This window comes from Fulvivirga sedimenti (genome assembly GCF_020328055.1).
In genome coordinates this window covers 12,283-34,282 of the sequence record NZ_JAIXNE010000001.1, presented here as the reverse complement: position 1 = coordinate 34,282, position 22,000 = coordinate 12,283, and the positions used below count along the sequence as shown (strand labels likewise).

17 protein-coding genes are annotated in these 22,000 nt (G+C 45.9%); 11 read left to right on the top strand and 6 right to left on the bottom strand.

Features of this window, described 5'->3' with window-relative positions:
- The first annotated feature begins 11 nt into the window (after positions 1-11).
- Positions 12-224, top strand: a complete 213-nt coding sequence (locus tag LDX50_RS00140) for a hypothetical protein (RefSeq protein ID WP_225696371.1) — start codon at positions 12-14, stop codon at positions 222-224.
- Here the strand turns inward: LDX50_RS00140 and hemN are convergent.
- Genes hemN through LDX50_RS00125 form a run of 3 tightly spaced genes read right to left on the bottom strand, consistent with a single transcriptional unit; the run spans position 221 to position 4,144 of the window.
- Complete coding sequence (hemN, locus tag LDX50_RS00135; RefSeq protein WP_225696370.1) at positions 221-1,555, bottom strand: oxygen-independent coproporphyrinogen III oxidase; 1,335 nt, start codon at positions 1,553-1,555, stop codon at positions 221-223. The two genes, LDX50_RS00140 and hemN, sit on opposite strands and share 4 nt — an antisense overlap.
- Positions 1,556-1,599: 44 nt before the next feature.
- Positions 1,600-1,779 (bottom strand): cbb3-type cytochrome oxidase assembly protein CcoS, encoded by a 180-nt coding sequence (gene ccoS / locus LDX50_RS00130; RefSeq protein ID WP_225696369.1) that lies wholly within the window; start codon positions 1,777-1,779, stop codon positions 1,600-1,602.
- Position 1,780: 1 nt separating this feature from the next.
- Entirely contained in the window at positions 1,781-4,144 is a 2,364-nt protein-coding gene (locus LDX50_RS00125) for a heavy metal translocating P-type ATPase (protein WP_225696368.1), read from the bottom strand.
- Positions 4,145-4,283: 139 nt separating this feature from the next.
- On the opposite strand from LDX50_RS00125, the gene LDX50_RS00120 reads away from it, so the two are divergent.
- Both LDX50_RS00120 and LDX50_RS00115 read left to right on the top strand, forming a co-directional pair.
- A complete protein-coding gene (locus tag LDX50_RS00120; protein WP_225696367.1) occupies positions 4,284-4,745 on the top strand; it encodes a hypothetical protein in 462 nt (153 codons plus the stop codon).
- Between the two features lie 10 nt (positions 4,746-4,755).
- Positions 4,756-6,153, top strand: coding sequence for a Gfo/Idh/MocA family oxidoreductase (locus tag LDX50_RS00115; protein ID WP_225696366.1), 1,398 nt, complete (start codon positions 4,756-4,758; stop codon positions 6,151-6,153).
- Here the strand turns inward: LDX50_RS00115 and pgi are convergent.
- The gene (pgi, locus tag LDX50_RS00110) at positions 6,150-7,781 is read right to left on the bottom strand and encodes a glucose-6-phosphate isomerase (protein WP_225696365.1); all 1,632 of its coding nucleotides are present in this window, start codon (positions 7,779-7,781) and stop codon (positions 6,150-6,152) included. The genes LDX50_RS00115 and pgi overlap by 4 nt on opposite strands.
- A 58-nt stretch (positions 7,782-7,839) precedes the next feature.
- On the bottom strand, positions 7,840-8,889 hold the full coding sequence (locus LDX50_RS00105) for a proline iminopeptidase-family hydrolase (RefSeq protein WP_420828560.1): 1,050 nt from the start codon (positions 8,887-8,889) through the stop codon (positions 7,840-7,842).
- Positions 8,890-9,052: 163 nt separating this feature from the next.
- Between LDX50_RS00105 and glgX the strand changes: the two genes are divergently transcribed.
- The 3 genes from glgX (at position 9,053) to LDX50_RS00090 (ending at position 13,289) form a co-directional block, all read left to right on the top strand.
- Complete coding sequence (glgX, locus tag LDX50_RS00100; RefSeq protein ID WP_225696363.1) at positions 9,053-11,122, top strand: glycogen debranching protein GlgX; 2,070 nt, start codon at positions 9,053-9,055, stop codon at positions 11,120-11,122.
- A gap of 99 nt (positions 11,123-11,221) precedes the next feature.
- Positions 11,222-12,700: a hypothetical protein gene (locus LDX50_RS00095; protein ID WP_225696362.1), complete on the top strand. Its 1,479-nt coding sequence runs from the start codon at positions 11,222-11,224 to the stop codon at positions 12,698-12,700.
- A gap of 61 nt (positions 12,701-12,761) precedes the next feature.
- Positions 12,762-13,289, top strand: a complete 528-nt coding sequence (locus LDX50_RS00090) for a YybH family protein (protein WP_225696361.1) — start codon at positions 12,762-12,764, stop codon at positions 13,287-13,289.
- Here LDX50_RS00090 and LDX50_RS00085 read toward each other — a convergent pair whose 3' ends face one another.
- The gene (locus LDX50_RS00085; RefSeq protein ID WP_225696360.1) at positions 13,290-14,606 is read right to left on the bottom strand and encodes a serine hydrolase domain-containing protein; all 1,317 of its coding nucleotides are present in this window, start codon (positions 14,604-14,606) and stop codon (positions 13,290-13,292) included.
- Positions 14,607-14,781: 175 nt separating this feature from the next.
- On the opposite strand from LDX50_RS00085, the gene LDX50_RS00080 reads away from it, so the two are divergent.
- The 5 genes from LDX50_RS00080 to LDX50_RS00060 all read left to right on the top strand — a co-directional run bounded on the left by LDX50_RS00080 (position 14,782) and on the right by LDX50_RS00060 (position 21,703).
- Complete coding sequence (locus LDX50_RS00080; protein ID WP_225696359.1) at positions 14,782-16,422, top strand: GAF domain-containing protein; 1,641 nt, start codon at positions 14,782-14,784, stop codon at positions 16,420-16,422.
- A gap of 175 nt (positions 16,423-16,597) precedes the next feature.
- On the top strand, positions 16,598-17,899 hold the full coding sequence (locus LDX50_RS00075; RefSeq protein ID WP_225696358.1) for a gluconate:H+ symporter: 1,302 nt from the start codon (positions 16,598-16,600) through the stop codon (positions 17,897-17,899).
- A 1-nt stretch (position 17,900) separates the two neighbouring features.
- A complete protein-coding gene (locus tag LDX50_RS00070; protein ID WP_225696357.1) occupies positions 17,901-18,359 on the top strand; it encodes a RidA family protein in 459 nt (152 codons plus the stop codon).
- 14 nt (positions 18,360-18,373) lie between these two features.
- Positions 18,374-19,465, top strand: a complete 1,092-nt coding sequence (locus LDX50_RS00065; protein ID WP_225696356.1) for a dipeptidase — start codon at positions 18,374-18,376, stop codon at positions 19,463-19,465.
- Positions 19,466-19,522: 57 nt separating this feature from the next.
- On the top strand, positions 19,523-21,703 hold the full coding sequence (locus tag LDX50_RS00060) for a S9 family peptidase (RefSeq protein WP_225696355.1): 2,181 nt from the start codon (positions 19,523-19,525) through the stop codon (positions 21,701-21,703).
- Positions 21,704-22,000: the final 297 nt, after the last annotated feature.

Here is a 22,000-nt window from a genome sequence, read left to right as displayed (position 1 = left end):
TTGGTTTGTAGATGGAAAACATTTACAAACCCATAGGAATCACCACTCTGATCCTGTTATTCTACCTGATCAGTGTGTTTACCAACCTGGCATTTGGGGTGGTTTTTATTCTTTTCGTTATTCTGAATATTTTCACAATATGGATGGTCATACGGATTTTAAAGGACGGAAAGCCTTCAGATAAATCCTTTGATGAGTGCTGGTATGAGGACTACAAGGTCTAAACAGCTTTACTGTACGTGCGCTCATTCTGACGATCATTTAAATGTTTGTCAAAAACTGAGCATACGTTTCTAAGAAAAAGCAAACCGGCATCGGTAACTTTCAATGAATTATCAGAAAGAACGATGATTCCGTCTTCCGCCATTTCCTCAAGCTGAGCTCTTTGTTTTTCAGAGACGGAAGACCAGGTGAGTGTTCGTTCACAGGCGATTTTAAGAATTTGTCTTCGGGTGGCAAGTTCAGCAACGGTAAGAAAGTGACCCTTGCTAACAGGTAAATTGCCTTCATTTACAACTCTTTCATAATCTTCGACTTTCTTTTCATTCTGGCTGTACGCAGTGAGAGCATCACTGATGGAGGAACATCCTAAGCCGATAAGCAGCTCAGATGGTGCAACAGTATACCCCATGAAGTTGCGATGCAGCAATCCCTCATTTAACGCTTTGGTGAGAGAATCTGACGGAAGTGCAAAATGATCCATTCCAATATCGATATACCCCCGATCCTTGAACATCCTTCGTCCCATTAAGTACATGTTCGCTTTTTCCAGGTCTCCCGGGAGATCATTTTCATCATATGCGCGCTGTCCGGCACTTGTCCATGGGACATGGGCATAACTGTAAAATGCGATACGATCTGGCCTTAACTTAAGGGCCGTCTGAAGGGTAAGCGCCAGGTTTTTGGTATTTTGAAACGGAAGTCCGTAAACAAAATCATAGTTTACCGACTCGTATCCAATCTCACGGGCCCAGCGCGTAACGTTTAATATATTCTCAAAGGGCTGGATTCGGTTGATGGCGCGCTGTACAACTTCATTGAGATCCTGGATACCAAAACTTACCCGCCGAAAACCGAGTTCATATAAAGTCTCAAGATGCTCCCGTGAAGTATTATTCGGATGTCCTTCAAAAGACATTTCCGCCTGATCATGGACAACGGATTTTTTTCTGATCTCAGTGATCAGAAAACGAAGGTTTTCCGGATGGAAAAAGGTGGGAGTTCCACCACCCAGATGCAGTTCGCGAATTACGGGCTTTTCTCCAAAAACCTCTATGTAGAGTTCGAGCTCCTTCAGTACTGATTTCAGATAACCTTCTTCAACAGAATGGTTTTTCGTAATTCGTTTATTGCAGGCACAGTAGGTGCAGAGTTGTTCGCAGAAGGGAAGATGGATGTAAACGCTGATACCACCGCTTTTCGTTTTTTCGAACGATTTTTTAAGCAGCACTTTCCACCTTTCCAGATCCATTTGCGGTTCCTTCCATTGCGGAACAGTGGGATAGCTGGTATATCTGGGAACAGCTTTGTTATACTTTCTGATCAGGTGAAGCATGCTACAAAAATGTAAAAATGACTTCAATCAGCGGCTGAGAGGGGTCAAGCCGTTTTATGACTTTCCTCAGAATCAGTGGATTTTCTTTTTTCATCAAAAAGCATTCTGAGAGAAGGGGTTTGGGTATCGTCGAACTGACCGGATTTTACTGCCCATATGAAAAGAATGAGAAATGCCGAAGCAACCAGGAGACTTACGCTGATCAGAATAAATAGAACCCACATATTATAATTGTAGTTTACGTGCCAAAAAGTTACCCGAAATTGTTGTAAAAGCCACCACGGAAATGCTGGAAACCGGCATCAGGATCGCCGCGATAACCGGCGTGAGAAACCCGCCTACAGCCAGAGAAATACCCACCGCGTTGTAAAGAAATGATAGAATGAAACTTAATACAATAATGCGGTGACTCCAGTTACTGAATTGCAGAAAATCGGGAAGGTCAATAAGTTTGCTGCCCTCGATAATTCCATCAGAGGCAGGAGAAAACTGGCTTACATCTTCGGTTACGGCAAAACCCACATCACTTTGCTGAAGGGCTCCGGCGTCATTCAGTCCGTCGCCTATCATCAGGACGCGTTTTCCACCTACCTGCAGCTGCTTGATAAATTCCAGTTTTTCGAACGGGCTCATGTTAAATTGCATTTCGGTTGCCTGGGGCAGGATTTCTGCCAGCCATGACCTGTCATGTTCATTGTCGCCAGAGAGAACAATGATCGGATATTCTTTACCCAGATGCGACAGCGCCTGTTGCAGGCCCGGTCTGAGGTGGCTCGTAAAATGAAAGTATCCGGCGACATCACCATCGATTTCTACAAGAACCCGGCCGCGGTTCTGCTGGGAACCCGTAATCCATTTTTCAGAACCAATTCGAAGAAAATGGCCGTCCACCTCTCCTTCAATGCCCTTGCCTGGTATTTCAGCAAATGATTTGATTTGAAGTAAAGACTCCTGTTCAACCATATGGACAGCGATCTTCCGGCTGATGGGATGGGTGGATTGGGCAGCGAGTTGGCTTATAAGATGTTGCTCGTGAACAGATAAGCTTCTTCCTTCATAACTGGTCTTGCCATCACCTGCTGAAGTTAGGGTCCCTGTTTTGTCAAAAACGATCACATCGGTTTTACCCAATTGCTCGGCTGTATCTGAATTTCGCAGATATAAATGATTCCGTCCGAAGATGCGCAGGCTGTTGCCGTTGGTGAATGGGGTAGCCAATGCTAATGCACAAGGACAGGCAACGATGAGAACCGCTGAGACAATCTCCCACATTCTGCTCTGGTCGGCAGTGTGCCAAACCACTCCGGCGACCACCGCGATTAAAATCACTATCCAGGTAAAATAACGGCTCACCTGGTTGATCATCAGATGCCGGTAGTTGTCCTTTTGATTATCAAATGCGGGATTGTTCCATAATTGGGTCAGATAACTCTGTGAGCAGGGCTTTGTGGCCTTAACCCGTATCGAAGGCCCCAGCTGACGGCCACCGGCATATAAAAATGCTCCCTTTTCAAGCTCGGTACTTCGGTTTTCACCTGTTACAAAACTATAGTCGATGCGTGCCTGGTCTGAGAGCAGAATAGAATCGGCAGGTATGATCTCGTTGTGGCGAATAATGAGAATATGATCCGTTTCAATTTGTCCGACCGGAATTGAAATGGTTTCGCCGGTATTAACCTCTTTCAAAACAGCCAGTGGAAAATAGGATGTATAGTCACGCTCAAAGGAAAGATGACTGTAGGCGCGTTGCTGAAACCATCGGCCTAACAGCAGGAAAAAAACAAGTCCTGAAAGCGAATCCAGATACCCGTCTCCAACCTGGGTAATGATCTCAAACGCGCTTCTGGCAAAAAGGGTAATAATCCCCAGGGCGATCGGCACATCAATATGAATATGCCCTGAAATGATACTTTTAAATGCCTGAACCAGGTAGTCCTTTCCACCATAAAATACAACAGGAACTGCCAGTAACAGCATTATCGATTGAAAAAACGGACCAAACATATCCAGGTCCGCAGATTCCATTCCCAGGTAGGATGGAAAACTGAGCAGCATGATATTTCCAAAACAAAAACCGGCCACACCGATTTTTATAACCAGTGACCTGGAACTTTCATTTTCTGTTGCCGATTTCTGTGTGTCAAAATTGGGCGGATAACCGATGCTGTCCAGCAGGGAAGCCAGCTGCCGCAGCGAAATTAATTCCGGATCGTAATAGATACTGGCTTTCTTTTCGGTGAAGTTAAGGGTTAAACGTATCACACCCTCATGGACCTTCGGTAAATTCTCAAGTACATATACGCAGGAACTGCAATGTACGGCCGGAAGATTTAGGGAGATATGATTAACGCCCGCTGAGCTAAAGTTGATCAGTTTCCGGGCAATCTCATAATTGTCCAGAAAGCTGTATTTCTCCAACTCAGTCGAAAGGGACCGGCCCTCATAGTATGCTGAATTCCCGCTTTCAGCGAATAATTCAAAAATGGTCTTGCAACCCGGGCAGCAAAATGTCTTATCCTCAATCTTATGAAGATCGGTTTCACACTTGCTTCCGCAATGATGACAGCGTACAGTAGATGTGGTTTGCATGAATTAATCCCGGCAAAATTTTGTCAATCCCAAAACTAGCCGTACATAGCCACTAATTAGGTGACTCCAATTATTTACGGCAATGACTTATGTCAGTTTCCCGCTTTTTATATCGGTTTGCAATCGTTAAATTTAATGTATGCTGATAATAGCCATACTTTTCTGCGTCATTCCCTTCTTTCAGGAAACGAAGGTGCCATTTCTGGCTGAGGATCAATATTCCTATGAGGTTGATTTTTACCTGAAAAAGAAACCCCCATCTCCAAATCAGATCTATGATATCAATGAGAAGCAGTCATCCAACAGGGCTGACGTTTTACCCTACGTTAAGCTGCATTTTACGTTTCCTCAATTTGAGGATGGCGACAAGAAGATCCAGATATACCGGGCTGGCAGAATATTGAATTCAAAGAAGATCAAAGGGCCGATGAAAATCACTCTTGATATGGGCTATTCAGTGGATATGAAGGAGGGAGTGGAGCCCTCAGATTATGTGATCTACATCCTGAATGATGAAAATATTCGTCGTGCATGTATCGAAATATCCGTTAAGAAAAACGGTGAATTGTACATAAACGATACGAAGAGTGGTATGATATAATCTCAAACCCATGAATGTAAAAAGAAGGCAATTTCTCAGATCACTCAGTATGCTGGCTGCGTCATCTGCCATTCCGTTGTCAGGCTTTCAATTCAACATGAACCGAAAACTGAGAATTGCTTTGGTGGGTACGGGAATCAGGGGCATTACATTCTGGGGGAAGCGGCTTCAATCTCAATATGCTGAAATCCTCGAATTCGTAGGACTGAGTGATATAAATCCGGGGAGGCTGGAATATGGGAGATCCTTCATCGGAACGAATTGTCCCGTCTTTACCGATTTTGATCAAATGCTCTCTGAGACATCTCCCGACCTGCTGATCGTGACGACCGTAGATGCCACACACCATGAGTTCATTATTAAGGGTCTGAATGCCGGAATTGATGTTCTTACCGAAAAGCCACTGACTACCGATGAGCACAAGTGCCGCGACATACTCGAGGCCGAAAGACGATCCTCGAGGAAGTTGATCGTAGGCTTTAACTACCGATGGAGCCCTTACAGTACCAAAGTGAAGGAGCTTCTGATGAACGGAGAGATCGGTCAAATTACCTCGGTTGATTTTCACTGGTATCTGAATACCTATCATGGGGCAAGCTATTTCCGCAGATGGCATGGGTTGCGTGAAATGGGAGGGACACTTTGGGTTCACAAAGCCACACATCATTTTGACCTGCTCAACTGGTGGATAGACTCAGATCCTGAAGAGGTGTTTGCCTATGGTGACCTTGAATTTTACGGAAGGAATAATTCATTTCGGGGGAAGAACTGCCGTACCTGTTCCTTCCGGGATCAGTGTGATTTTTACTGGGATATAGGGAGCGATCAATTCCTCACAGATCTCTATGTGGATCACGAACAACATGATGGCTATATCCGTGATAACTGCCTCTTTCGTGAAGAAATCGACATTTATGATAAGATGTCTGCTCAAATCAAATACAAAAACAACACAATTGTAAACTATTCGCTAACCACGTATTCTCCGTTCGAAGGGTGGCGGGTCGCCTTCAATGGTACGAAAGGGCGGATCGAGGCATGGCTTGATATTCCTTATCAGGGGGACCTGAAAATCTCCCAGGAAGAAATGCACCGGATGGAAATGCAGCAGGGCGAGGGTGAGATCATGGAAGAATTCATCATTACCCATAAACTCTGGAATGACTTTCAAACAGTACGGGTGCCGGTCGACAAATCCGGCCATGGCGGAGGAGATGAACGGCTCCATGCACAGATCTTTGAACATCCCGAAATTAAGGACCCGTTTGACCGGGCTGCCGGAAGCAGGGATGGCGCCATGTCGATCCTGATCGGAATCGCGGCGAGAACGAGCATAGAAACAGGAAACCCGATCCGCATTTCAAGCCTTACCGACCTTGAGCCGGGTATCAAAAGAATTGTTGATTAACTCTTCATTTTTTTCCAGGCATTGATCAGGCCGTTTGTGCTGCCATCGTGTGATGACACTTCACCAGGTTTTTCCAGCTCCGGCAATATCTTTTTCGCCAGCTGTTTTCCCAGTTCCACACCCCACTGATCAAAGCTGTAAATATTCCATATCACACCCTGTACAAAAATCTTATGTTCATACATGGCGATCAGGCTGCCCAGTGTTCGGGGTGTCAGCTTTTTAAAGAGGATGGAATTCGTCGGTCTGTTTCCTGCAAACTCCTTGAAGGGGATCAGTTCTTCATTGTTGCCGATTTCCTCGCGAACCTCTGCTTCTGTTTTGCCATTCATCAATGCCTCGGTCTGAGCAAAGAAATTGGCGAGCAGCTTAACATGATGATCTCCGATCGGATTGTGTGAAATGGCAGGTGCAAGAAAATCACACGGGATGATCTTGGTTCCCTGGTGAATCAGCTGATAAAAAGCATGTTGCCCGTTTGTTCCGGGTTCACCCCAGATGATCGGACCGGTCTGGTAATCAATGTGTTTGCCATTTCGGTCTGTCGATTTTCCATTGCTTTCCATATCACCTTGCTGGAAGTAAGCAGCAAAACGATGCATGTACTGATCATAGGGTAATATGGCATGGGTTTCACATCCGAAGAAATTATTATACCATATCCCCAGCAAGCCGAGTACTACAGGAATATTGGAATCAAGATCGGTGGTCCTGAAGTGCTCATCCATGGCATGCGCACCCATCAGCAGTTCACGGTAATTGGCGAAACCAATGTAACATGCGATTGATAAGCCAATGGCCGACCAGAGGGAATAGCGGCCGCCAACCCACTCCCAGAATTCAAACATATTTTCCGGATCTATGCCGAATTCAGTTACCCCTTCACGGTTCGTTGATAGCGCAACGAAGTGACTTGAAATGTCTTCATCACCAGCCCCCGATTCCAGGAACCAGTCCCTGGCAGAATGGGCATTGGTCATGGTTTCCTGTGTTGTAAATGTTTTAGAGGCAATGATGAATAGTGTTTCTTCCGGATCCACGTTTCTGAGTGTTTCAGCGAGATGTGTTCCATCTACATTTGAAACGAAATGTACCTCCATATTTCCCTGACGGTAGGGGCGCAGGGCTTCGGTAACCATCACAGGTCCCAGGTCAGATCCTCCAATACCAATATTCACCAGGTGACGGATCGGCCTGCCGGTGTAACCCTTCCATTCGCCTGAAATAATACGGGAAGAAAACCGCTCCATCTGCCCAAGCACACGCTGAACCTCCGGCATTACATCGGAGTCTCCATCGAAAATGGGTCTGCCCGAAAAGTTTCTTAAGGCAACATGAAGTACACTTCGCTTTTCAGTGCCGTTGATCTTTTCCCCACTGAACATGGCTTGAATAGCCTCCGGTAATTTGCATTCATTTGCGAGTGAAATAAGCAGTGCTCTCGTCTTGTTGTCAATTCTGTTCTTCGAAAAGTCGACCAGGATGTCTTCAAACGTGAGACTGAGACTTTCAAAACGCTTTTCATCCGCAATAAATAATTCGCGAAGATGCTTTTCGCGCATCCCGGTATAATGTTCCTGAAGCGACTTCCAGGAGGATGTAGTTGTTGGGTCTATGTTCGGAAACATAAGCTGTTGATTTTAGACAGGGCCGAAATTACGACCTCATTTTAATTAAACAATTGGATCACTCCGTTTCATTTACATTTTTCAGGAATCGGATCAGTCCGGTGAAATAGGTTTGCTGATCATCGTACATGCTCATGTGCGATCCATTCGGACAATAAAGATATTCACCATCGGGGAATTGTTTAGACATCCATTCCATGTGCCTGGGATCCATGGTATCATACTCACCGCTTATAACGAGGGTAGGGACGGTGATGCGGGAAAGATCATCCTTCCGGCTCCAGTTCCGAAGTTTTGCCTCTTCCGATATTCCGAATTCACTGGGGCCCTGCATGGAAACATAAATTTCCGGATTTATATTTCCCAGTCCGCGATTCACAGGGTCCGGATAGTCTTCCAACGGCATGCGCAGGACATGTTCAGGATAGTAATACGTGGTGATCAGTTCAAGATACCGCTCATTCCCATAATCCTTCGCAGCTTCAAATGCCTTAATTTCATCCAGCACATCCTTTGGCAGTTGAGGTCCGAGCACTTCCTGCGCATATTGGTTGTATTCCGGGATGGATGACATCATATTGCTGATAATCAGACCCTTAATATTTTGCTGGTATTTAAGCGCATATTCAATCGCCAGCATGCCACCCCAGGAATGACCCAAAATATAGAAATTCGATTTATCGAGACCCAACGCGATACGCACCTGTTCCACTTCATCAACGAACCTGTCGATGTTCCACAGACTTGTATCTGAAGGCTCATCACTGTAGGCCGAGCCAAGTTGGTCGTAATAATAATATTCAATGCCTTCGGAAGGAAGAAAATTGTCGGCACATTCAAAATATTCATGGGTCGCACCGGGTCCGCCATGCAGGAAAAGAAGCTTTATGTTTTCATTATTTCCTGTTCTTTTCGTCCAGACATTGAATTCTCCAACGGGTGTTTTCACCGGTATCATTTTAATATTTCCCGTTTGCAGCTGATCCGGATCACGCCTTTGGTGATATTCTGCAAGTGTTGGGGATTCGGGTGATTTCTTTTCGGATTCCTGTGTTGAGGAACAGGAAAATGCGGATAGAATTGTAACGAATAAGAAAAGCTTTTTCATCATATTTTGTTGTTTGAAGCACAAGTTACTAATAGTCCGGAATAGTTAATAATCATAAGTGTCCGGATGGTGAAACAACGGGGTTTTTATGCATATCAATCCATGAAAAAATCGTAAATTGAGAGTGACCCGAAAGGATCTAAATCTTGAATGAGGGTATATCATGGCTAAAATAAATCGTCTGAAGACAGAGGTTGGAAGACCAGCCCCTATAGGTGCTACCTGCAGTGAAAACGGCGTGAATTTTTCCATTTATTCGCACACCGCAAAAGGCGTCGAACTCCTTCTTTTCCGGAATCCCGGTGATACAGAACCCACGCATACCCTGGTTCTTGATCCCGACATTAACAAGTCTACAAATTACTGGCACATTTTTGTCGAAGGTATTGGGCATGGACAGTTGTATGGTTATCGCGTTCATGGGCAGTTTGAGCCCGAAAAGGGATACCGCTTCGATCCAACCAAGGTGCTTGTTGACCCTTACGCAAGGGCTATTATAGATGATCACTATGACAGGAAAATGGCTACTGTGTATGGCAAGGATAATGTAGTCAGCGCACTCAAGTCGATCGTTGTAGATACCTCCCACTATGACTGGGAAGGAGATGAGCCGTTGAACAGACCACTTAACGATTCGGTTATCTACGAAATGCATGTTCGGGGATTTACCCGGGATGCCAGTTCAAGGGTTCCTGCGAGGAAACGGGGAACCTATGCCGGACTGATCGAAAAAATACCATACCTGAAGGAGTTGGGTATACGGTGTGTGCAACTCATGCCCGTATTTCAGTTTGACCGCCAGTCAGCCCCGGAGGGTAAGATTAATTACTGGGGCTATCAGCCCATCAATTTCTTCGCACCACACCGTCCCTATAGTTCAAATCAGGATCCACTGGGCCCTGTGAATGAATTTCGTGATATGATAAAGGCCCTGCACCGGGAAGGTATCGAGGTGATTCTGGATGTCGTTTTTAATCATACTGCGGAAGAAGATGCCTTTGGTCCAACCCAATCGTTGCGCGGGATTGATAATCTTAGCTATTATCTTTTGAAAAAGGATGAACCGGCAACCTATCTCAATGATACCGGAACAGGAAACACAATCAATGCGAATCACTCGGTGGTACGTCGAATGATCCTTGACAGCCTGCGCTATTGGGTGGAGGAAATGCACATCGACGGATTTCGTTTCGATCTGGCATCGGTTCTTTCAAGAGGTGAGGACGGGCTGCCGATGAAGGACCCGCCGATACTCTGGTCGATTGATTCGGATCCAAGGCTTGTTCATACTAAGATCATTGCTGAAGCATGGGATGCTTCAGGACTTTACCAGGTAGGTAGTTTTGTGGGTGATCGCTGGGCGGTCCTGAACGGCCACTATCGTGATGTTGTGAGAAAATTTGTTCGGGGTGACGATGGCACCGTCCATGATCTGGCCGATGTCATTACCGGAAGTGCACGTCTATTTGGAAATGCCGACAGGGATCCACAACGGAGTATTAATTTGATTACCTCCCACGACGGATTTACCATGAATGATCTCGTATCCTACAATGAAAAGCATAATGAGGAGAACGGTGAGAATAATCAGGACGGGAACAATCTCGAATTCAGCTATAACTACGGTACAGAAGGTCCGGCCAATGATCCGGTCACTACGATGATCCGTAAAAAGCAGATCAAGAATTTCTTTACAATTTTGCTGTTGTCCCAGGGGCCACCGATGATAACGATGGGTGATGAGATTCGAAAGACATTACTGGGAAATAACAATGCCTATACGCTTGACACAAAGCAGAATTGGTTTGACTGGAAAGCGGTGGACCGTCATGATGAAATATACAGTTTCGTAAAGGAATTACTATTCAAGCGAAAAAACAGCTTTATATTTTCTGATAAAACATTTTGGTCGACGCCCGGGGGAACCGATGTAATATGGCACGGGGTTAAAACGGATTCACCGGATTTCGGACATTTTTCACATGCCATCGCACTGGAACTATACCAGGAAGGGCGGGAGGAAAGATTTTATGCCATATTAAACTCTTACTGGGAGGCGCTGGATTTTGAATTGCCAAAGCTGGACGATAATTTTTGCTGGGGCTTACTCATCGATACGGCAAATGAACCACCGGATGATATTATTCCACTTGTAAACATGGCACCGGTAAATAAATTGGTTTACCGATCCCTGCCACATTCGGTTGCCGTCATGCGAACAATCCGAAAATAAACAGTTCAGTCATTGTGATCTTTACAGATGTTTCGGAATTTAAGTTTTGAACCGGTTCAACTCTATTCTTATCGTTTTTACACACTCAAATATTATTCGATGCCATCATTTTCCAGTTTTTCACTTCTGTTCCTTTCTGTCATGCTGCTAACTACCAACGGATTCGGCCAGAACAGGCCGCTCACTCTGCACCCTGAAAATGGTCATTACTTTCTCTTTAAGGATAAAACCACAGTACTCGTTACTTCAGCAGAACACTATGGGGCTGTATTGAACAGGGAATTTGATTATGTGCAGTACCTGGAAACACTGGCAGCAGAAGGGATGAACTACACACGGATTTTTGCCGGCAGCTACTTCGAGATTTACGGACAAAGCTTTGGAATATCGAAGAATACCCTGGCACCGCGGGGTGAATTCATCAATGTTCCGTGGAAATCGGAAGAAATTGGTGCAAGGCGTATTTACAATACAGGCGAATGGAATGAAGCTTACTTCACCAGGCTTAGGGATTTTATGCGCCAGGCCGAGGAACTGGATATTATCGTGGAAGTAACGCTGTTCTCATCAATATATACCGATGATCATTGGGAAATCAACCCGCAAAACCCGGTAAACTGGAAATCCGGTGGAGCTGAAATGGACCGTAGAGATGTTCACACCATGAAAAATGAGGCGGTATTTAAGATGCAGCAACGGTATGTGGAACGTGTGGTTCGTGAATTAAATGAATTCAATAATCTCTTCTTTGAAATACAGAATGAACCATGGTCAGACCGAACCGTTCCTGTCCTGAATATTGTGAATAAAGAAGAGCTGAAGGAGAATGACTGGACAAACAAAGCGGATTATGCCGACAGTGAGTCGTTAACCTGGCAGGAGGCAATTGCAAAGACAATTCAGGAAACGGAATCGTCGTTACCCAAGAAGCACCTCATTGCCCAGAATTACACAAATTTCAAGGCACCTCTTCGGGCAGTGAGTGACCGCATTTCCATCATCAATTTTCACTATGCCTGGCCGGAGGCAGCCCTGTGGAATTACCATTACAATAAAGTGATCGGATTTGATGAATCGGGCTTTGCGGGCTCTGATGATGAGGTTTACCGCCGGCAGGCATGGAGGTTCATGCTGAGTGGAGGTGGACTATTTAATAACCTTGATTATTCATTTACAGTGGGAAATGAAGATGGTAAAGCGGAGAACAAGGCTCCGGGAGGAGGGAGTACGAACCTGAGATCACAACTCCTCATACTGAGAAAATTCCTCGAATCTTTTCCATTGGAGAAAATGTACCCTGATCCGTCGGTGGTTGCGGCCGCACCCGGGTTTCTCACCTATGCCTTATCGAATGAGGAAAAGACGAGATTTGCTGGATATATCCAGGCAGTTGGTGTGGATGACGGAATAATTACCCTCAGCGTACCCAATGGTATTTATACGATCAGTATCACATCACCTTTGTCGGGTAAAGGCCTGATGGCAGAAGTTCTTGAAGTTACGGATGGGAAACTTCAATTTCCGGTGAAACCTGATCATGGTGAGGCGGCGATGAAGGTTGAGCGATTCAATCAATAGATTTCCTCTTTTTAAAGAAAATTATTAAATTCCAGATATTACCAACCTAATACCAACCCATATGAAACATGTTTCAAAACTGATTTATTTATTCCTGATTGTTTCTTTCATAACCTCATGCAACAACCAATCCAGGAATGAGGAAGTGATCGAAGAGGTAATGGAAGAGGAGACAGCTGCAGATATTATGAAAATTATTGATGCGAAGAATGCCGAAATTGTGGCGCACTATAAAGCAGGAAATATAGATGAGGCAGCAAAGCATTTTGCGGATAATGTGATGCAGTTTCCTCCGAATGATGCACCCATTTCAGGTATTGAGGAATATAAGGCCAGATGGAAGGAATCAATCGGGATGGGCTCGTGGACCTTCGATCTTCAGGTTCAGGAAGTAAAGAAAAGTGGTGATCTTGCTGTCGAACGCGGTACCTACACCCTTGGGTTTGAACCCAATGAAGGTGCACCCATGCCCGCTTTTATGGATGAGGGAAACTACCTCGTTCTTTGGGAGAAGATTGATGGCGATTGGAAAATTCTTTGGGATGCTCCCGTAAGTACGGTTCCCATGCCCATGCCCGGTGGAGAATAATTAATCCAGCAGATCGTATACGAGGTTGTGAATTCGCGGCCTCACATTTAACCTGTAAATGGTACTGTTATTACGTGTGGGATATACACGGTTCGACATAAACACGAACAACAAATCGTTTTTTGGGTCGGCCCAAACAAGCGTTCCGGTGTAGCCGGTATGGCCGAAACTTTCCGGACTTGCTTTTTCTGCCACACTGCTTCGCAGGGAGTCATATTCGATCAGCGGTTTATCGAAACCCAGTCCGCGCCGGTTTCCTGAGTCGCAAAACTGGCATCGGGTAAAGGTATGTATGACCTCTTCCGACAGAAATCTTCTGTGATGGTATGTACCCCCGTTAAGGAGCATCTGATATACCTTTCCCAGGTCACGTGCATTTGAAAACAGTCCGGCATTGCCTGAAACACCCTTCATCATGGCGGCACCTTCGTCATGTACGATCCCGTGCAGTGTATCCATTCTGAAGAAGTTATCAACCTCGGTAGGGGCAATTCTCTCCAGGGGAAACAGTTCTCCCGCATTGAACACGAGAGTTTCTGCGCCTAAAGGCCGATAGAAGTTTGACTCCAGGAATGTATCGAATGGTTGAGCCGTCATTCGCTGCACATAGTCAGGAATCAGATAAAAGGTTAACCCTGAATACAGGTATTCTTTCTGATCGCTGACGGGAGATTTCCGGATCATTTTATAAATTTTCTTTTCCCGGAATTTGCGGTAAAGAAACAGGTTGGCATCTGAAAGTTTGTAATTGAAATTTTTGGATGAATCTTCCGATACTGAGTGCGGCTTCCATGAACCATTCTTTCTTTTTGATTCCGACCAGTAGGGTATCCATGCCCTGAGGCCTGCCTGGTGTGCCAGAACATCACGCATAGGCAGATCAGCTTTATTTGTATGCCTGTAGTCAGGAAAGATTTCACCAAAAGTGGAGTTAACATCGAAAATGCCTTCATCTGAAAGTTTCATAAGGGCAAGTGTTGCTGCCGTGGTTTTTGTTACCGATGCCAGGTCGTAAATATCATCGGTTCGCACGGGTATCAGGCTGTCATAGGTATGGTATCCGAACGCCTGCTCATAGAAGATCATTCCGTCTTTCACCAACAGAACCTGGCATCCCGGGAAAGCACCTGAATCTATGGCTTCAGTGATGATACGTTCTATGCCGTTGTGAAGGGAGTCTGCATTGATCCCGATATCTTCGGGAGTAACCGTTACAAATGATTGCTTATTAAGAATGCCGTTGGTATCGAAATATTGCTGGGAACGCAGTTGAAATCCGGTAATGATGATAAGAACAGAAAGGAGTGTTGACTTCATAGTAGGACAAAGGTAAGGCAAAACCCTTTCGAAGGAAATGCCAGGTGTGGTGACTTAATATTTTCACTTTTCATCCAAATATCTTACACAGTGAATGTTTGTTGTGAAATCAACGATTTAAAGTAGAAAAAAATACGGTATTTGACTGTAGAATAAGGATTTATAATTTTTAGCCATGATTCTTTCATTTTTTAAGCGGCTTTTCCGTTCTGAAAATATGATCCAGGTGGGTATCGCCCTCGTGGTAATATTGATTCTCCACAACTTTGTCGTTGCGCTGATCAGTCGCGACGCACTCACCGAGCGCAATGATTTCATCAAGCAGCGGCAGGCAATTCTTGCGCAGATTGATCAGATTGGAACGAATGTAAATCTCATCGATCTCGGGTTTCGTGGCTATCATATGATTCCGAAGGAAAATTTCAAAAATCCCCTTGAAATTGCCCGGGAACAACATAATGCCAACATGGATTCACTGCAGAGTCAGATGAAGAGCCTTGGTTATTCCAACATGGATAGTATTGGCATGGTAGACCGTTGGGTGAAGGAATATTTCGCTCTGGCGGATCGGGGGGTAATGTTTATTTCAGAGGGGCAGCCTGAGGAGGCGGTCGACCTGTTTGCAAATGATCCCGGCTATGATCTCTGGGCGAAGTACTTCAAAGTCCAGACTTCGATGCGGCTTTTTCTTGAGCAATTGGAAAATGAAAATTATTCACGTTACCAGCGAATCACTCAATATGCATTTTTTGCACAGCTTTTACTTGTTTGTATGGGATGTATGATGCTGGGTATTATGGTTTACCGATTGTCAAAAAGCCGTAAAAAAATTCAAAACCTGTTCTCAAGGATCAAGGAAAGCAATCAGCAATATGTTTTTAATGATGGAAGCAATTCTGATGTTAATGAAAATAATGAAACGGTCATTTCCCGCCTCATTGATAATCTCCGCCATGCGGCCGAATTTATTCAGTCAATCACCAGTGGAAACCTCGATGTGGAATGGAAAGGAATGAGCCGTGAAAACCGGAATCTGAATACAGAAACCATTGCCGGTGAACTGATCAGTATGCGGGATCAAATGGTTAAAGTGAAGGAAAATGAGGGGAACCGCATCTGGGTTTCAGAAGGGATATCAACTTTCTCTGAGGTGATCCGGAAGAATCAGGACGATCTTGTAGAGATGAGTGACCGGTTACTGGCGAGCCTGGTTAAGTATCTTAAAGCTAATCAGGGTGCTCTCTTTTTTCTCAATGAGGATGAAGGTGAAGCAATGCTCGAACTGGTGAGCTGCTTTGCCTACGATAAGAAGAAATTTGTTGAAAAAAAGGTGCCTGTGGATGTGGGGCTGCTCGGACAGGCATTCCTTGAAGGCGAAACGATTCTCCTCAAGGAAATACCGCAAAACTATATCAATATCACCTCTGGTCTGGGAGAGGCAGTTCCCAATACCCTGATCATGATTCCGTTGATATTTAATGAAGAAACCGTGGGAGTGCTGGAGATCGCATCCTTGAAACCTTTTACAAAAATTCATCTCGAATTGCTGGAAAAGATAAGCGAGATTGTTGCGTCTGCAGTGATTACCAGCCAGAATGCTGTGAAGATGCAACGGCTCCTTCAGACCGCCAACCAGAATACTGAAGAGATGCAGGCACAGGAAGAGGAGATGCGGCAGAATATGGAAGAGCTTCAGGCTACACAGGAGGAACTCGCCCGTAAAGAAGCCGAACTGCAGAAACGTATCGACGAACTGGAGGCGGAACAGAAACCAAAAAGCGCAAAATCCAGGTCAAAAATTGAAACCGGTTCATGAATAAATACTATGCAGAAGCAACTAATCTGACTTAGCATTGCCTCGAACCACCCGCCTGTATAAAAACTTCCTGCCCGTGCGGTGTTGATCGTTTTAATTTAGTATTTTCCGCGGTCATTAAAACTGAGTTTGAATTATCAGTCCTTAATGATAACCCTTGACAAACGACTGACACATGGTTTTTCTACCCCTAATTGCAGGGATTATTCTGCTTGTTCTGCTGGTTACGGTTGTAAAACTGGACACATTCATTTCCTTCATTCTTGTGTGCCTGTTCGTAGGAGTAACGGGCGGACTCAACATTACAGAATCTGTTGATGCGATTCAAAAAGGGATTGGCAGTACGCTGGGCTCCCTGGTAATCATTCTTGGATTTGGCGCGATGCTGGGTAAACTCGTAGCCGAGAGCGGAGCTGCAAATACTATTACTAATTTTCTGGTTAAGAAATTCGGCATACGCCATATCCAACTGGCCCTGATTGTGACCGGATTCATCGTTGGAATTCCTATGTTCTACACAGTGGGCTTCGTAATTCTGGTTCCCCTCGTGATTGCCATTGCCTCGAATACAAAGCTTCCGTTGCTCTATGTAGGACTGCCGATGCTGGCATCCCTGTCGGTGACCCATGGTTTTCTCCCGCCACACCCGGCACCCACAGCCATTGCAGAAATGTACAATGCCGATCTTGGTCTTACGCTGATCTATGGAATAATATGTGGTATTCCAGCCATTCTGGTCGCAAAGCTCGTGCTTTCACGGACCATGAAACGAATTCAGCCTGCATATCTCAAGGAATATGTGGCTGAAACGGATGAGCGCTATAAAATTCCTTCTGTAGGTACAGCCTTATTTGTGGCCCTTCTTCCCGTTCTTTTGATTGGCGGCGCATCGCTGCTTCAGGTATTTACTGGTCCGGGCCTATTTACAGAGGTGATAGGAAATCCGGCGATAGCGATGCTGTTGTCTGTGTTGGCTGCTGTGTATTTTCTGGGTGTGAGAACCGGTAGAAAGATGGTTGATGTAATGAAGATATTGGCTACGGCGGTATCAGGAGTGGCAGTTGTTCTGCTCATCATCGCCGGGGCGGGGGCATTGAAGCAAGTAATGATTGAGACCGACATAAGTGAGCAGCTCGGGGCTTCGCTTAGTAACCTCGGTATGCCGCCTTTATTGATGGCATGGGTTATTGCTGCCTTGATCCGGGTGAGCGTAGGTTCTGCCACAGTGGCTGGCCTGACCGCGGGCACCATAATGATGCCCCTTATCGGGACGACAGGTGTTTCGCCCGAACTCCTGGTACTGGCAACAGGTGCAGGCAGCATCACACTTTCGCACATCAATGATGGTGGTTTCTGGCTCTTCAAAGAATATTTTAATGTAAGCATAAAGGAAACACTCCTGTCCTGGACGTTAATGGAAACGACCGTGTCGGTGGTTGGTTTGCTTTGTGTGCTCCTTTTGAATCAAATAATTTAGTATGTCGGAAATTGAAAAAAGACTTGCGGCATTGAACCTGGAGCTCCCCCCGGCTCCGCCGGCAGGCGGCGTTTACCACCCGGTTCTGATCATTGACAAAATGCTTTATGTATCCGGACAGGGACCCAGCAGGAAAGATGGTTCACTTGTGAAGGGTAAATTGGGAATGGATCTCAATGTGGAAGAGGGTTATCTCACCGCCCGCCAGGTTGGTCTGACGATGCTTTCCACCATACGTGAGCATGCAGACCTTTCCTCAATTCACCGTCTTGTGAAGACTTTTGGAATGGTCAATAGTGTGAGCTCATTTCATGATCAACCTGCGGTGATCAATGGGTTCAGTGATCTGATGGTTGAACTCTGGGGTGAGGACCTTGGTAAGGGTGTTCGGAGTGCCGTAGGCATGATGCTGCCCGGAAATATTGCCGTAGAGATTGAAGCGGTTTTTCAGCTTAAATAGATTGCTTTCTGCATATGCAAAACGATAACGAAAAGGTTTTATTTGTCGACGCTCATCTGGACCTTTCAATGAACGCCATGGAATGGAACCGAGACCTGCGGTGGAGTGTGGAAGAGATCAGGGAATCGGAAGCCGGCATGTCGGATAAGGCCGGCCGTGGAAACGGCACGGTTTCTTTTTCCGCACTTAAGAAAGGAAATATAGCGGTCGTGGTTGGTACCCAAATTGCGAGATATACGCGGAGGAGCAATCCTATGCCCGGAGCCAGCTGGCATTCCCCGGAACAGGCATGGGCACATACACAGGGTCAGCTTGCCTGGTACCGCGCCATGGAGGCTGAAGGGCACCTGGTTCAAATCACCGATTTGCCTGCCCTGGAATCACACCTGACTTCATGGAAAAATGCCCCGGAACAAACTGCGATAGGTATGATCCGCAGCCTTGAAGGGGCAGATTCACTTGTAACTCTTGATCACCTGGATATTGCTTATGAAGGTGGATTACGCGCCATCGGCCCTGCACATTACGGACCAGGTACCTATGCCCAGGGAACGGATGCGACGGGGGGAATCGGTGAGCGAGGCCGGGCTTTGTTGAAACGGATGGAGGAACTCAATATTATTCTGGATGCAACCCATCTGTGTGATGATAGTTTTTGGGAAGCCCTGGATGCGTTTAAAGGTCCCGTTTGGGCAAGCCACTCGAACTGCCGGGCGTTAGTTCCCCACCACAGGCAATTTGACGATGATCAGCTCAGGGAACTCATATCCAGGGGAGCGGTAATTGGAGCAGCTTTTGACGCCTGGATGCTTTCTTCGTCCTGGAAGCGCAAAATATCTACCCCTCTGGAAGATGGTGTTTCACTTGAATCGGTAGTTGACCATATCGATCACATATGTCAGCTTGCCGGAAATTCGGAACATGCGGGAATAGGTTCAGACCTGGACGGAGCTTTCGGAAAGGAGCAAAGTCCGCATGATATTGATACCATTGCCGATCTTCAAAAAATTCTACCGATCCTTAGGGATCGCGGGTATGCTGAAGAAGATATTCAAAATATTTGCGGAGCAAACTGGATTCGTTTTCTGCGGAAAGCCTGGGCCTAAAAATTTCATTTCAAATCGGTATTCCCGATATTGCACAACCTAACTAATCGACAACTCATGAAGCGCATTTTAATTCCCATACTCATATTTCTTTTACCGGTGCTGGCGGTTGCACAGCCAGGCAGCAAGACCCACTGGACGCCTGAAGGTGACGGCTATTATTCAACGAATGGAGATCAGATTACCCTTTATGACCTGAAAACACAGTCGGAATCTGTGTTTATCGGGGCCGACAAGCTTAAGCCAGCAGGCAGGGATGCCTTAAAGGTCCGTGATTTTTCAATTTCCGAGGACCAGTCGAAGGTATTGATCTATACCAATTCGAAGCGGGTATGGCGCTATGATACGCGCGGAGACTACTGGTTACTGGATCTGAATTCGGGAAATCTGGATCAGCTCGGAAAAAGTTTACCGGAATCATCGCTGATGTTTGCGAAAATTTCGCCGGACGGTTCAATGGCTGCCTACGTAAGTGAACACAATGTATATGTGGAAGACCTGGCAACGCACCAGATCAGTAAGCTTACCGACAGCAAGGGGCTTCCCAAGCTTATTAATGGTACATTCGACTGGGCATATGAGGAGGAATTCAGCTGTCTGGATGGGTTTCGCTGGAGCCCGGACTCCAAAAAGATCGCTTACTGGCAGATCGATGCGAATAATATTCGCGACTTCCTGATGATTAATACCACTGATTCCATTTATGCGTACACGATACCCGTGGAGTATCCGAAAGTTGGGGAAACGCCTGCTGCGGCCCGTTTAGGGGTGGTGGATGTGCAGTCGGGAAACACGAAATGGATGAGTGTTCCCGGCGATGACCGTCAGAATTACATACCGCGCATGGAATGGGCGGGTAACAGTGAGCAGCTGATTCTTCAGCAGCTGAACCGGAAGCAAAACCAAAGCAAGCTGATGTATGCAGATGTAGCATCAGGCAATGTATCATCCTTTTATGAAGAAGCAGATGATGCATGGGTAAGCATCCGAAGCAGCTGGGAGAGTGGCAACGGCTGGCATTGGCTCAAAGGAGGAAAGGATTTTCTTTGGATCACCGAGAAAGACGGATGGAGGCACATTTATGCAGTGAACAGAGATGGGAGTAAGGAAACACTTGTTACCAAAGGTGATTTCGATGTAATTGAGCCGCTGATGGTCGATGAAAAGGGAGGCTATGTCTACTACACGGCTTCACCTGATAATGCGACTGAGCAATATTTATATCGCAGCAGGATCAACGGAAAGGGATCGGCCGAGCGGATCACTCCCATGGATCAGGCAGGTACACATTCTTACCAGATCTCGCCTGATGGCAAATTTGCGCTGCACAGTTTCTCAAATTATTTCACGCGTCCGATGCGGGAGTGGGTACAGCTTCCTTCTCACAAGCCGGCAGATCCGGAAAAGAGTATTGCTGCAGATTATAACCCTGAGGGAGGAAAAGATTCCAATGTGGAATTTTTCCAGGTAACGACGGAAGATGGTGTCACGATGGATGGGTATATGGCGTATCCTGAGAATTTTGATCCCTCGAAAAAATACCCGGTGTTGTTTTATGTGTATTCTGAACCGGCGGGCGCAACGGTAAAAAATCGCTGGGGTGCAGGCCGCAATGGTCTTTACAACGGTGATATGGCTAAGGATGGCTATTTCTATATTTCGATGGACAACCGCGGAACACCTGCTCCCAAGGGACGTGCATGGCGGAAGTCGATTTACCGAAAGATAGGCATCGTTAACATACGTGACCAGGCCATGGGTGCGAAAAAGTTATTGGAGACTCATGCATTCCTGGATCCGGAACGGGTAGCGGTACATGGATGGAGCGGCGGTGGATCAGCGACCCTGAATCTGATGTTTCAGTATCCTGAAATATACAAAACGGGCATCTCAGTAGCTGCCGTTGCCAACCAGCTTACATACGATAATATTTACCAGGAGCGCTACATGGGTATTCCGCAGGAGAACCGCGAGGATTTTGTGAACGGATCACCAATTACGTATGCCAAAAACCTGGAAGGAAACCTCCTTTACATTCATGGTACGGGTGATGATAACGTACATTACCAGAATGCTGAAATGCTGATTGATGAACTGATCAAACATGGTAAGCAATTCAGCGTAATGCCGTATCCAAACAGGTCACATGGAATCTACGAAGGTGAGGGTACGCGCGCGCACCTGAACACGTTGTTTACCAATTATTTGAGGACGCATTGTCCACCGGGAGGGAAATAAATAATAGGGAATAGGGAATAGGGAATAGGGAATAGTGAATAGGGATTCTCCTTCAGGCCGTCATCCCGGCGGAACTCCGTGGTAGCACGGAGTCGGGCCGGGATCTATTAGAGGCACTATACAGATTTTATTCCGACCCTTTAAGAGGCATCACATGTGTAGATATTGAATTGTAAATTGATATCCGTGCCGTCAGATCTGTTACGTGTTAGGTAATAAGCAACAGGCAATAGGCTGTCCCGTCCCATCGGGACGGCGTATTGGTAGCAAACGGTATTATTTACCGATCCCGTGCCG